The following is a 12,542-nucleotide window of genomic DNA, read 5'->3' as shown; positions in this document are numbered from 1 at the left end:
GGCGCACTTAATCAACCCGGCAAACCGAACGCAATGAATAAAACCCGTCAACAAGAACTGACTCTCTGGCTGAAAAAGCAAAGCATTCTCTCACGTCGCTGGCTCAGCATTTCCCGTGTCCTCGGTACGTTAAGTGGTATCCTGATTATCGCTCAGGCCTGGCTACTTGCCTCGCTACTTAACCAGATGATAATGGAGAAGATCCCCCGGGAAGCTCTGTTGCTCTCTTTCGCATTACTGATTCTGGTATTCATTCTGCGTGCCTGGGTTGTCTGGCTGCGCGAGAAAGCCGGTTTCCATGCAGGGCAACATATTCGCCAGCATATCCGCAAACAGGCACTTGAACGTCTGCAACAAGCAGGGCCTGCATGGATTCAGGGGAAACCCGCTGGTGCATGGGCAACGCTGATTCTTGAGCAAGTTGAAGATATGCAGGACTTCTATGCGCGGTATTTACCACAAATGTCACTTGCCGCCATCGTGCCATTGTTAATTGTGATTACGCTGTTTCCGGTCAACTGGGCCGCAGCACTGATTCTGCTTTGTACCGCCCCCCTCATTCCATTGTTTATGGCAATGGTAGGTATGGGGGCCGCAGATGCCAACCGGCGTAACTTTCTGGCGCTGGCTCGCCTGAGCGCTCACTTCCTCGACAGGCTAAAAGGGATGGAGACGCTGCGTATTTTTAACCGTGGCGAAGCAGAAATTAACGCTATGGGTGAGGTATCCCGCGATTTCCGCCAGCGAACCATGGAAGTGCTGCGTCTGGCATTCCTCTCCTCAGGAGTACTGGAGTTTTTCGCATCGCTGTCTATCGCCCTGGTTGCTGTGTATTTTGGCTTTTCCTATTTGGGTGAATTCAATTTTGGCCATTATGGTACAGGTATTACCCTGTTCGCTGGTTTTCTGGCACTGATTATGGCGCCAGAATTCTTCCAGCCACTTCGTGATTTGGGCACCTTTTACCACGCTAAAGCCCAGGCAATTGGTGCAGCAGACAGTTTGAAAACCTTCATGGAAGCACCGCTGCAATACCCGCAACAAGGTACACAGAGACTGGAAGATGTGCCTGTTACCCTGGAAGCGCAGGACCTGGTTATCCTTTCAAACGAAGGACATACCCTTGCCGGACCACTCTCGTTCACCATTAATCCTGGTGAGCGTATTGCGCTGGTCGGCGTGAGTGGTGCTGGCAAGAGCTCCCTGGTTAACCTGCTTTCCGGTTTCCTCGCTTATGAAGGAACACTCACCGTCAATGGTACCGAATTCCGCGAAATTGACCTCACCACCTGGCGTCATCTCCTGAGTTGGGTTGGGCAAAACCCGCTCCTGCCAGCAGACACTCTGCGAGACAATATTCTGCTTGGCGCGCCGCAAGCCAGTGAAGAACAATTCACCGATGCCATGCAACGTGCCTGGGTACATGAGTTTATCGGCCAGTTACCAAAGGGAGTTGATACCCGCACTGGCGACGGAGCATCACGCTTATCAGTCGGCCAGGCACAACGAGTTGCCGTTGCACGAGCGCTGATACAGCCCTGCCGCTTGTTGCTGTTGGATGAACCCGCAGCCAGTCTGGATGCACAAAGCGAACAACGTGTTATGCAGGCACTTAACGATGCAGCCTTACAGCAAAGTACACTGATGGTGACTCACCAGCTTGATACTATAAAAAACTGGGATCAAATCTGGGTTATGCAGGATGGCAAAATCGTGCAGCAAGGCAATTTCTCTGAATTAAGTAGTCAAACCGGCCCGTTTGCTGATTTGCTGCAACATCGTCAGGAGGCTATCTGATGAAAGCATTATTTCCCTGGCTGGCTCTGTGGAAGCGCCATAAGTGGCTGATGCTGCTGGGTGTTATTCTCGCTATCATCACCCTGCTTGCCAGTATCGGGCTGTTAACGCTGTCTGGCTGGTTCCTTTCTGCATCCGCTGTTGTCGGTACCGCTGGTCTGTATAGTTTTAATTATATGTTGCCGGCTGCCGGTGTCCGTGCCGCGGCGATACTTCGTACCGCAGGGCGTTATTTCGAACGGCTGGTCAGCCATGAAGCGACATTTCGCGTACTTGAACATCTGCGCGTGTTCACGTTTAGCAAATTGCTGCCCCTCTCACCTGCCGGGTTACAACAATTTCGCCAGGGTGACGTTCTGAACCGCGTAGTGGCAGATGTGGATACGCTGGACCACCTTTACCTGCGAGTTATTTCACCACTGATTGGTGCGCTGGTTGTCATTTTAGTCGTCACTTACGGGCTGAGCTGGCTCGACCTTCATCTGGCACTGACACTGGGCGGTATAATGTTGTTAACCTTGCTGGTGATGCCTCCCGCATTCTACCGTGCCGGTAAACAAAACGGCGAACAGCTGACGGCCCTGCGCGGTTTGTATCGCCAGCGTCTCACAACCTGGGTTCAGTCCCAGGCCGAGCTGAGCCTGTTTGGCGCCAATGCCCGTTACCGTGAAGAACTGGATGAGACAGAATATGCGTGGCATGAAGCGCAACGCCGCCAGGCCGGACTAACCGCATTGTCTCAGGCGCTGATGTTGCTTGCCGGAGCGACTGCTGTCGTCGTGATGTTGTGGCTGGCTGCCGGTGGTGTGGGCGGCGATACATCTCCCGGCGCACTCATTGCCTTGTTTGTTTTCTGTGCCTTAGCCGCTTTTGAGGCGCTGGCGCCTGTGACAGGTGCGTTTCAACACCTTGGGCAGGTGACTGCATCTGCCGTGCGCATCGGGCAACTTACTGAACAACAGCCAGTGGTAAACTTCAGCGCAGCCAGTGCTACACAACCCGCTCAGGGTGAGCTGTCGATTAACCAGGTGAGCTTCAGTTACCCGGGCCAGCACCAGCAAGCCCTTACTGATATTTCGCTGCAAATCAGCCCTGGGGAGCGTATTGCTTTATTAGGGCAAACCGGCTGCGGCAAATCTACTTTGCTGCAAATTCTCACACGCGCCTGGGATCCACAAAGTGGTGAAATCCATATTGGTAACACACAACTCTGCCACCTGGATGAATCGGCATTACGTGCATCCATGAGTGTTGTTCCCCAGCGTATTCATTTATTCAGTGCCACGTTGCGCGATAATTTGCTGCTGGCATCACCTGGAGCCAGTGACCAGCAAATCAGTGCGGTTCTGGAGCAGGTTTCTTTGCAAAAGTTACTGGAAGGTGAAGGTCTTAACCAGTGGCTGGGTGAAGGTGGGCGTCAACTCTCCGGCGGTGAATTACGCCGTATTGGTCTCGCCCGCGCCCTGTTGCATGATGCTTCCATTTTATTGCTCGATGAGCCAACAGAAGGACTTGATGCGCAGACAGAACACCATATACTCGACTTGATTCATCGTGTTACTCAGGGCAAAACCGTATTGATGGTCACTCATCGTCTTAGCGGGCTCGCAAATTTTGACAAAATAATTGTGATGGACAATGGGCGCATTATTGAGCAAGGTACTCACGCAGAGTTGCTGGAACAAATGGGGCGCTATGCGCAGTTTTGCCAGCGGTGAAATATCACCGGTAAATGTTCACTATCTGCATACTATCGGTGAAGATTCTGGCTGTATCAGCCGATAATCATTGGTGCGTATTTCTGTTTGTACGCGCATAGTGACGATGACAGGCCCTTATTCACTCTTCTGCCGCAGCCAGCGCCAGGCAGATTGAATATGCGTGTTTTTCTTTGCAACTTTTTGTCGTGTGGAGTCCGGTTGTATGCGCCTTGTGCAACTTTCACGTCACTCTATTGCTTTCCCCTCGCCAGAGGCTGCGTTGCGCGAGCCAAATGGCCTGTTGGCATTAGGGGGGGATCTTAGCCCATCACGGTTGATGATGGCCTACCAGCGCGGGATTTTCCCCTGGTATTCGCCAGGGGATCCCATTCTCTGGTGGTCGCCGGATCCCCGGGCGGTGCTCTACCCTACCCTATTTCATATCAGTAAAAGTATGCGGCGGTTCCATCAGCGTTCCCCTTTTCGCGTTACGCTGAATTATTGTTTTGAGCAAGTGATTACTGGGTGTGCTGATGACCGCGATGAAGGCACATGGATTACCCCTGACGTGAAAAGTGCCTGGATACGCCTGCATGAACTGGGGCATGCTCATTCGATTGAAGTATGGCAGGGAGAACAACTGGTTGGCGGGATTTATGGTGTAACACAGGGAAGATTATTCTGTGGTGAATCCATGTTCAGCCGCCAGGAAAATGCTTCTAAAACTGCCCTACTGGTGTTTTGCGACTATTTCGCCCGCCAGGGCGGAGAATTAATAGACTGCCAGGTTATCAACCCTCATACCCAGTCTCTTGGTGCAGTGGAAATACCCCGTCGTACTTATCTTGATGAACTGGATCGCTTGCGTAAACAGCCTTTGTCTCATTTATGCTGGGTTCCTCAGGTAATATTTAGCGGGCCTCGCTGGAAACCTTCCCCGGTTGAATAATGTGTTACGCATATTTTTATTGAGGGTGGTATAATCATCGCCGCTCAGATTTCGGCACCGCCTTTTCACCGTAGAGGAATTGCCTTTCAGGTACCCCGCGCGTATTCCATTTGTGTTTTTGCCAGATGATGGGGACAGCTTTGCTGGGCCTGGGCGGGCATGTGAAAAAGTGGCGTAATGGAACAATAAGCACGAAATCTTTACATGATACGAGAACTTCGGCATTATCTTGCCGGTTCAAAACTATGGTAGTGATACCCCGAGGATTAGATGGCCAAAGAAGACAATATCGAAATGCAGGGCACCGTTCTGGAAACGTTGCCGAATACCATGTTCCGCGTTGAGCTGGAAAACGGTCACGTTGTAACTGCTCACATCTCCGGTAAAATGCGCAAAAACTATATCCGCATTCTGACAGGTGACAAAGTTACCGTTGAACTGACCCCGTACGACCTGAGCAAAGGCCGCATTGTCTTCCGTAGTCGTTAAGTGATTTTTTATCATCGCAACTGCGGTGTGTATTTTGCACAATATAAAGGCCAGTGAGCTGGCTTTTATATTGATGAAAGATCTCTGGTACAGCGATTACGGTTCGCCAGATTTTGCAGCTTGTCGCTCAATTGAGGTTATCTGTAAAAACCTCCCCCTTCCGCGTACTGAAAATCATTATCTGGTGTACCTAAACTGCGCCAGGTCTTAACCTCATTAAAAAGGCCAGGTAAATACCTGGCCTTTTAACAGCGACTTAACGCAACAACTCACTGTTGGCTCATCCGTCAGTGAGCTGCTTCAGGCTTGTGTTTTTGCGCGCTCTGGAAATCGTACGTCAGCTTGTCTTTCGCCGTATCCAGTTCCACAGTCACCTGTCCACCATCCACCAGTGAACCAAACAGCAATTCATTCGCCAGTGGTTTTTTCAGGTTATCCTGAATCACTCGTGACATGGGACGAGCCCCCATCGCACGATCATAGCCTTTATCGGCCAGCCAGTTACGCGCATCCTGGCTCACTTCCAGTGACACACCCTTCGCATCCAGTTGAACCTGCAATTCCACAATGAATTTCTCAACAACCTGGTGAATCACATCAGTGGAGAGGTGATTGAACCAGATAATGTTATCAAGGCGGTTACGGAATTCCGGCGTGAACACTTTCTTGATCTCTTCCTGAGCATCGGTGCTGTTATCCTGCTGAATAAGCCCGATGGATTTACGTTCCGTTTCACGGACACCGGCGTTAGTCGTCATAACCAGCACTACATTACGGAAATCGGCTTTGCGGCCATTGTTATCCGTTAGCGTCCCGTTATCCATCACCTGCAATAACAGATTAAACACGTCCGGATGCGCTTTTTCGATTTCATCAAGCAGCACAACCGCATGAGGATGTTTAATAACCGCATCAGTCAGTAATCCCCCCTGGTCGAAACCGACATACCCAGGAGGTGCACCAATCAGGCGACTAACCGTATGGCGTTCCATGTATTCGGACATATCGAAACGCAGTAACTCAATGCCCATGGCTTTTGCCAGTTGCACAGTGACTTCCGTTTTACCGACTCCGGTAGGGCCAGCAAACAAGAACGACCCCACGGGCTTATGCTCATGACCAAGCCCGGCACGGCTCATTTTGATTGCTTCGGTTAATGCCTCAATGGCTTTATCCTGGCCGAATACCAGCATCTTCAGGCGATCGCCAAGGTTTTTCAGCGTATCACGGTCACTGGCAGAAACGGTTTTTTCCGGAATACGAGCAATGCGCGCAACAACAGACTCAATATCACTCACATTAACCGTTTTCTTACGGCGACTAACCGGCATCAGGCGGCTACGCGCACCAGCTTCATCAATGACATCAATGGCTTTATCTGGCAAATGGCGATCATTGATATATTTAACTGACAGTTCCACCGCCGCACGTACCGCTTTCGCTGTGTAACGGACATCATGGTGGGCTTCGTATTTGCTCTTCAGCCCGTTGAGTATCTGGACAGTTTCTTCCACACTCGGTTCAGTAATATCGATTTTCTGGAAACGACGCGCTAATGCACGATCCTTTTCGAAAATGTTACTGAATTCCTGATAAGTGGTTGAGCCAATAACCCGAATCTTGCCGCTCGACAGCAACGGTTTAATCAGATTAGCAGCATCCACCTGACCACCAGATGCCGCCCCGGCACCAATGATGGTATGAATTTCGTCAATAAACAGGATGCTGTTGGTATCCTGTTCGAGCTGTTTAAGCAGTGATTTAAACCGTTTTTCAAAATCACCACGGTATTTGGTGCCCGCCAACAGCGAACCGATGTCCAGTGAGTAAATAGTGCAGTCAGCCATCACTTCCGGTACATCGCCTTTCACAATACGCCAGGCAAGACCTTCAGCAATCGCTGTTTTACCCACGCCAGACTCCCCCACCAGTAGCGGGTTGTTCTTACGGCGGCGGCACAATACCTGAATTGCCCGTTCCAGTTCTTTATCGCGGCCAATGAGCGGATCTATCCCGCCAACACGGGCAAGCTGATTTAAGTTGGTGGTGAAGTTTTCCATACGATCCTCCCCGCCTGCCTGCTCTTCATTGACTGGATTTTCTGCACCACCGGAAGGTGCACTTCCTGATTCGTCTTTACGCGTGCCGTGTGAAATAAAATTCACCACATCCAGACGGCTGACTTCGTGCTTACGCAGCAAATAGGCCGCTTGTGACTCCTGTTCGCTGAAAATTGCCACCAGCACATTCGCACCAGTAACTTCACTGCGGCCAGAAGACTGAACATGGAAAACAGCCCGTTGCAACACACGTTGAAAACTCAGCGTAGGCTGTGTATCACGCTCTTCTTCTGTCGCGGGCAGAACCGGTGTGGTTTGTTCGATGAAGGACTCAAGTTCCTGTCTCAGCGTTGCCAGATCTACTGTGCAAGCTTCCAGCGCCTCGCGGGCTGAAGGATTGCTGAGCAGAGCCAGTAACAGATGCTCGACAGTCATAAACTCATGTCGGTGCTCACGCGCTCTGGCGAAAGCCATGTTTAAACTGAGTTCCAGTTCTTGGTTGAGCATAGGCACCCCCCTCAATAGATTGCCTTAATCAGGCTTTTTCCAGCGTACAAAGCAACGGATGCTCGTTCTCCCTTGCATATTTGTTCACCATTGAAACCTTGGTCTCCGCTACTTCGGCAGTGAAAACACCGCAGATAGCTTTTCCCCGATAGTGAACAGTAAGCATCAGTTGCGTTGCGCGTTCTACATCATAAGAAAAGAACTTTTGCAGCACGTCAATAACAAATTCCATCGGCGTATAATCATCATTCATCAGAATGACCTTGTACATGGATGGTGGTTTTAAAGCATCTTCCAGTTTATCTGTCGCAAGTTGTTCAAAATCAAACCAGGAGTTCGTCTTTCCCATCGCCAGTCTTCATCATTTCAGGTTAGCAGACCGCAAAAAATAACCAGCCTTGAGTTTCATAAAACACATACTGAATCTAACTCAGATGCAAGATAAGTATCAGCTATTAGTGCCATTCGCGACTTTGCTCACAATTATGCAAATAGCGTTAACTGCTTCAAATTTTAGCGCATTTCTCACGTTTCCGGCAGCCAGATCTCTTGACGCTGTGCGTGATTTATCTAAATTGTACTGTCGTGCATTGGTGGTGTTTTAACCAGAAAACAGTGCACTTACCGGCAGTTCCATCTCTACTTAAATAAAAAGCTAAAGGATGTCGAAGCATGGAAACGGGTACAGTTAAATGGTTCAACAATGCCAAAGGGTTCGGTTTTATTTGCCCGGAAGGCGGCGGCGAGGACATCTTCGCCCACTACTCTACAATACAGATGGACGGTTACCGAACTCTCAAGGCTGGGCAGGTCGTCAGGTTCGATGTACATCAGGGCCCTAAAGGCAACCACGCAAGTGTTATCGTTCCTGTTGAAGCTGAACCAGTCACTTAATGTTTCATTCTCATTGTGAACATACCTCTGTCAAAATGCCAGTCACCTCGCCTGGCATTTTTCTTGATTTTTAAACCAAACTTGCGGTTTCTCACCCGGTGTTGCGGTTCTCCATTCTGACTACATGGGGGCCCACACACCAAATTCAAACCATTTTGTTCACAACTTACTCATCGGCCTTAAACAAAGTATCGGCAGCAAGGAACATCCCTTGATACCGATTATGTGATGTACCCCAAGTCCGGCTAATAAAATCTGATGTCTTCAATCGGCACGCCCACGGGCCAGCCAGATAACCCGTGAAAACATCTTTTTGAATAACGGCGGAATGGCCTCCAGCCCTCTTTGTGCCGAAACAGCCGCGATTTCAATTGCCAGATCGGGTTTTGAAGAACGATGAATCGCTTTCGTAATAATGCGCCGGGCATTCATCGGGATATTTTCCGGCAACTGTGCAACGCGATGAAAAACATCATCAAACCCTTCCCGGTACATAAAATGCTCCATATCCGGTGCAGGTAGTGGCGTCAGATGATCCCGCTCCAGCTCGCGGTTATGCTCCAGTAAACTGCGCACTGTAGCTGCATATTTCTTCCCGGCCTCATCACCATCTACCAGCACATGCCACTCAATCCCCATACGGCGGGCAAAACGAATCAAGGGCTTCAGGCCACACTGCGCAAATTCAATAACCCGTACCCCTTCTGCATCGAAATGGTAACCACACTGGCGTGCCAGCTCGTTCATCATCCATACCTCGGTTTCCCCCTCTACCAGCAGCCAACAACGGGCGAATAACGAAGAAGCACGGTTGAACCGGATATGGAAGGCGATACGGCGGCTGTCCTCGGCATTTAACCCTACCGACCCAAGACGCCATGACGAAACACGGGATGATTCACGCACCAGGCGACACACTTCTCTTACCGGAGTCAGTGAAAGTAGTTCCCCCGAATTGGTAGTAGTGATACGTTGCAGGGGAAGTAAATTGAGCAACTGCCAGGCAACCGACAACATAATGGGATGCAGACGGGTTTCCGGGTCTTCCACCAGCAACAGTGGCCGGGCATCCCGATGGAGTTGAACCGCGCCTTTCGCCTGCAACAGCGTGGCAAACATGCCAAGCAGGATCATTCGATGATTGCGTCCACCGGGACGGTCAATCAGTTGGTTAATAACATCCAGGTAACGCCAACTGCGTTGCTCATCATAAGAGCGTTTACGCATCAGGCGGTATTGTCCATTGTCATTACTCTGTTCAGAAAAATAATGTTCCAGTAGCAGCACCATGGCGGAAAGCCCCTGGCGGAGCTGACTATTAGTAAGGTTCTGTGGGCGCCTTACCAATTCCTTTGCCAGCAGATCCAGTTGCTGGGCGGTCATTTCCGTTTCTACAGGTTGCGCCAACCTCTCACCGCGCCGGCGCCGCAAAAAACGTGCATCTCGCAGACGCAGTACCGGGTTCAGGCGGCAAACATGCTCAGCGAGGTTATTGATGTTACCTAAACTGAGCGGTTGACCATATTGATCCAGAAATGAACGTAATGTAATGACACTGTCATCATCTGCCAGAGCCCCCTCAAGACGATAAAAAATACGCCGGTGTTCATCCCCACTTTCAGTCCAGAGTGGCTCCAGACACCGGTAACGCCGCCCAAGATAATGCCCGGGTGCGGTTTCACGGAAAGTAAGAATGATATGCAGGTGATGCTCCCGGCCAGCGACATCGCCAGGAGGAAAGTAAAAATCATCTTTTACAAAATGATAGAGTTTCTGGCCCGGAGACAATAACAGAGTCAGTGCGTCAAGCAGGCTGGATTTCCCCCAGGCATTCTCGCCAATCAGAACATTATTTTGCTCAAGCGTTAACGACAAACGGTTGATACCCCGAAATCCGACTATCTCGACACGTTCAAGCAGCATAGCCACTCCTGTTTGCTTCTGGCGATGCACAACGCAACGCATTGTTTTCTCAGTATAGCGGGGGAATAAACCAGAAGACATGCCTGAACTCTCAACCAGGATAAAAACTGGTAAATAATGGGGTATCCCATTTTTCCCTTGTAGCAGTAATAAATCAATTATACAGAAATAACCCATAAGTAAGAATTTTCCACCACCTTAACAAAAGTTATCTACACTTTTTTTGTTCGTGATAATATCTATAAAAAGTGAACAAGTCATATATCAACTCACCAGTCTGCTTCTGGTGAACATTGGTATTCCTATTAATGCGCAACCCTTTATTTACATGGTAACGCATGGCTTTTTCTTAATTTATATTCGTATCTTAAACACAAAAATTATCTGTCTTTTTAACGAGGTGAATATGGCCAGAAAATTAGCAGCAGAATTTTTTGGAACATTCTGGTTGGTCTTTGGCGGTTGTGGTAGTGCAATCTTTGCGGCAGCTTATCCAGAATTAGGCATTGGTTTTGTTGGGGTGGCATTGGCATTTGGGTTAACAGTGTTAACCATGGCTTTTGCTGTTGGACATATTTCTGGCGGCCACTTCAACCCTGCGGTAACGCTGGGTTTGTGGGCAGGAGGGCGCTTTCCTGCCAAAGAGGTCATTGGCTATATTGTCGCTCAGGTTATTGGCGGCATTGTTGCCGCTGCTATTCTTTATTTAGTTGCCAGTGGCAAAGCAGGTTTTGACGCAGCAGCCAGCGGTTTTGCTTCAAATGGTTATGGTGAGCATTCACCAGACCATTATTCGATGACCTCCGCGATTATTATTGAAATTGTCCTGACTTGCGGTTTCCTGTTAGTTATTCATGGTGCAACAGATAAATTTGCACCTGCGGGCTTTGCCCCTATTGCAATTGGCCTGGCATTAACGCTTATTCATTTAATTAGCATTCCAGTAACTAATACATCCGTCAACCCGGCCCGTAGCACTGCTGTGGCTATTTTTCAGGGTGGCTGGGCATTGCAGCAACTTTGGCTCTTCTGGGTAATGCCAATTATCGGCGGTATTCTGGGTGGTCTTATTTACCGGACTTTATTAGAGAAACGCCAGTAGCCATCCATAAATGAGATTATTTATTATACAACTATTAGCTTTTTCTGCCTTCATGCCCGGTTTACCCGGGCTTTTTTACGCCAGCTGAGATTACTGTTGTAACAACTATTTATCATTCTTTACTCAATGCCCTTTTTTCGCTAGTGTGAAGTTTCTTACTACTTCTCTCATGGATGTCGTCTTAAATGCTCGCGGGACTGCTTATTATTCTTCTGCCCCTCATTCTGGGGTATCTGTTACCATTCAAGAGCCGTTCTGCGCTAAAGTTTATTAACCGGATGTTAAGCTGGATTGTCTATATCATTCTGTTTTTCATGGGGATAAGCCTGGCATTTTTGGATAACCTGGGTAGCAACCTGGTGGCGATATTCCATTATGCCGCCGTGAGCGTTTTTGTCATTATCACCCTGAATATTGGCGCACTGTGGCTACTGGAATCGCTGCGCCCGTGGCGCCACCAACATCAGCAAGAAGCACTGCCATCACGCCTTGCCATGGCGCTGGAATCACTCAAGCTTTGCGGCGTCGTTGTTGCCGGTTTTGTTCTGGGCATGAGTGGACTGAGCCTGCTACGCCATGCCACACAAGCCAGTGAGTACACCTTAATATTTCTTCTGTTTCTGATAGGTATTCAGTTACGTAACAGCAGCATGACACTAAAGCAAATTGTCCTGAACCGCCGTGGGATGATGGTCAGTGGCGTAGTGATAGCCAGTTCATTGTGTGGTGGTGTTATCAATGCATTTGTACTCGGTCTGCCTCTAAAGGCCGGGCTGGCAATGTCTTCCGGTTTTGGCTGGTATTCATTGTCAGGTATTTTGATGACGGAGTCCTGGGGGCCGGTCATTGGTAGTGCCGCATTCTTCAATGATCTGGCCCGCGAATTGATTGCTATCATGCTTATTCCCGGCCTGATTCGCCACAGCCGTTCTACCGCGCTGGGTATTTGTGGCGCTACCTCCATGGATTTCACACTGCCAGTACTGCAACGCAGTGGCGGGATAGAGATTGTGCCGCCCGCCATTGTGCACGGATTCGTACTAAGCCTGTTAGTCCCTGTATTGATGGCTTTCTTTTCTCATTAACCCGGTTATTGGCGGTAGCAATGCCGCCAAAAATTG

The 12,542-nt window shown here is 49.4% G+C and carries 10 protein-coding genes; 7 read left to right on the top strand and 3 right to left on the bottom strand.

Annotation, left to right across the window (positions count from 1 at the left end; genetic code table 11):
• Positions 1-33 precede the first annotated feature (33 nt).
• The 4 genes from cydD (at position 34) to infA (ending at position 4,935) form a co-directional block, all read left to right on the top strand.
• Positions 34-1,797 (top strand): heme ABC transporter permease/ATP-binding protein CydD, encoded by a 1,764-nt coding sequence (gene cydD / locus A9B99_RS18160; protein WP_064599965.1) that lies wholly within the window; start codon positions 34-36, stop codon positions 1,795-1,797.
• The gene (cydC, locus tag A9B99_RS18155; protein WP_064599963.1) at positions 1,797-3,515 is read left to right on the top strand and encodes a heme ABC transporter ATP-binding protein/permease CydC; all 1,719 of its coding nucleotides are present in this window, start codon (positions 1,797-1,799) and stop codon (positions 3,513-3,515) included. The genes cydD and cydC overlap by 1 nt, the downstream gene beginning before the upstream one ends.
• 205 nt (positions 3,516-3,720) lie before the next feature.
• Positions 3,721-4,446 (top strand): leucyl/phenylalanyl-tRNA--protein transferase, encoded by a 726-nt coding sequence (aat, locus tag A9B99_RS18150; RefSeq protein ID WP_064599961.1) that lies wholly within the window; start codon positions 3,721-3,723, stop codon positions 4,444-4,446.
• A gap of 270 nt (positions 4,447-4,716) precedes the next feature.
• A complete protein-coding gene (infA, locus tag A9B99_RS18145) occupies positions 4,717-4,935 on the top strand; it encodes a translation initiation factor IF-1 (protein ID WP_001040187.1) in 219 nt (72 codons plus the stop codon).
• 287 nt (positions 4,936-5,222) lie between these two features.
• On the opposite strand, the gene clpA is transcribed toward infA, so the two are convergent.
• Both clpA and clpS read right to left on the bottom strand, forming a co-directional pair.
• A complete protein-coding gene (clpA, locus tag A9B99_RS18140; RefSeq protein ID WP_064599959.1) occupies positions 5,223-7,502 on the bottom strand; it encodes an ATP-dependent Clp protease ATP-binding subunit ClpA in 2,280 nt (759 codons plus the stop codon).
• A 28-nt stretch (positions 7,503-7,530) separates the two neighbouring features.
• Positions 7,531-7,851 (bottom strand): ATP-dependent Clp protease adapter ClpS, encoded by a 321-nt coding sequence (gene clpS, locus A9B99_RS18135; protein WP_064599957.1) that lies wholly within the window; start codon positions 7,849-7,851, stop codon positions 7,531-7,533.
• Positions 7,852-8,174: 323 nt separating this feature from the next.
• Here clpS and cspD point away from each other — a divergent pair, with 323 nt between their 5' ends.
• Positions 8,175-8,396, top strand: coding sequence for a cold shock-like protein CspD (gene cspD, locus A9B99_RS18130; protein ID WP_036107699.1), 222 nt, complete (start codon positions 8,175-8,177; stop codon positions 8,394-8,396).
• A 264-nt stretch (positions 8,397-8,660) separates the two neighbouring features.
• Here cspD and A9B99_RS18125 read toward each other — a convergent pair whose 3' ends face one another.
• Positions 8,661-10,319, bottom strand: a complete 1,659-nt coding sequence (locus tag A9B99_RS18125) for an ATP-dependent nuclease (RefSeq protein WP_064600271.1) — start codon at positions 10,317-10,319, stop codon at positions 8,661-8,663.
• Positions 10,320-10,725: 406 nt separating this feature from the next.
• Here A9B99_RS18125 and aqpZ point away from each other — a divergent pair, with 406 nt between their 5' ends.
• Both aqpZ and A9B99_RS18115 read left to right on the top strand, forming a co-directional pair.
• The gene (gene aqpZ, locus A9B99_RS18120; protein WP_064600269.1) at positions 10,726-11,421 is read left to right on the top strand and encodes an aquaporin Z; all 696 of its coding nucleotides are present in this window, start codon (positions 10,726-10,728) and stop codon (positions 11,419-11,421) included.
• Positions 11,422-11,606: 185 nt separating this feature from the next.
• Positions 11,607-12,506, top strand: coding sequence for a LysO family transporter (locus A9B99_RS18115; protein ID WP_064599955.1), 900 nt, complete (start codon positions 11,607-11,609; stop codon positions 12,504-12,506).
• Positions 12,507-12,542 lie beyond the last annotated feature (36 nt).

It is taken from the genome of Mangrovibacter phragmitis, from assembly GCF_001655675.1.
Classification (GTDB): Bacteria; Pseudomonadota; Gammaproteobacteria; order Enterobacterales; family Enterobacteriaceae; genus Mangrovibacter; species Mangrovibacter phragmitis.
This window is presented reverse-complemented; position numbering and strand designations above follow the sequence as displayed.

What these genes read in the sequence shown, in the direction of transcription:
- cydC (WP_064599963.1), top strand. Translation starts at nt 1,797, where the DNA reads ATGAAAGCATTATTTCCCTGGCTGGCTCTGTGGAAGCGCCATAAGTGG.
- aat (WP_064599961.1), top strand. Translation starts at nt 3,721, where the DNA reads ATGCGCCTTGTGCAACTTTCACGTCACTCTATTGCTTTCCCCTCGCCA.
- cydD (WP_064599965.1), top strand. Translation starts at nt 34, where the DNA reads ATGAATAAAACCCGTCAACAAGAACTGACTCTCTGGCTGAAAAAGCAA.
- A9B99_RS18115 (WP_064599955.1), top strand. Translation starts at nt 11,607, where the DNA reads ATGCTCGCGGGACTGCTTATTATTCTTCTGCCCCTCATTCTGGGGTAT.
- cspD (WP_036107699.1), top strand. Translation starts at nt 8,175, where the DNA reads ATGGAAACGGGTACAGTTAAATGGTTCAACAATGCCAAAGGGTTCGGT.
- A9B99_RS18125 (WP_064600271.1), bottom strand. Translation starts at nt 10,319, where the DNA reads ATGCTGCTTGAACGTGTCGAGATAGTCGGATTTCGGGGTATCAACCGT.
- clpA (WP_064599959.1), bottom strand. Translation starts at nt 7,502, where the DNA reads ATGCTCAACCAAGAACTGGAACTCAGTTTAAACATGGCTTTCGCCAGA.
- clpS (WP_064599957.1), bottom strand. Translation starts at nt 7,851, where the DNA reads ATGGGAAAGACGAACTCCTGGTTTGATTTTGAACAACTTGCGACAGAT.
- aqpZ (WP_064600269.1), top strand. Translation starts at nt 10,726, where the DNA reads ATGGCCAGAAAATTAGCAGCAGAATTTTTTGGAACATTCTGGTTGGTC.
- infA (WP_001040187.1), top strand. Translation starts at nt 4,717, where the DNA reads ATGGCCAAAGAAGACAATATCGAAATGCAGGGCACCGTTCTGGAAACG.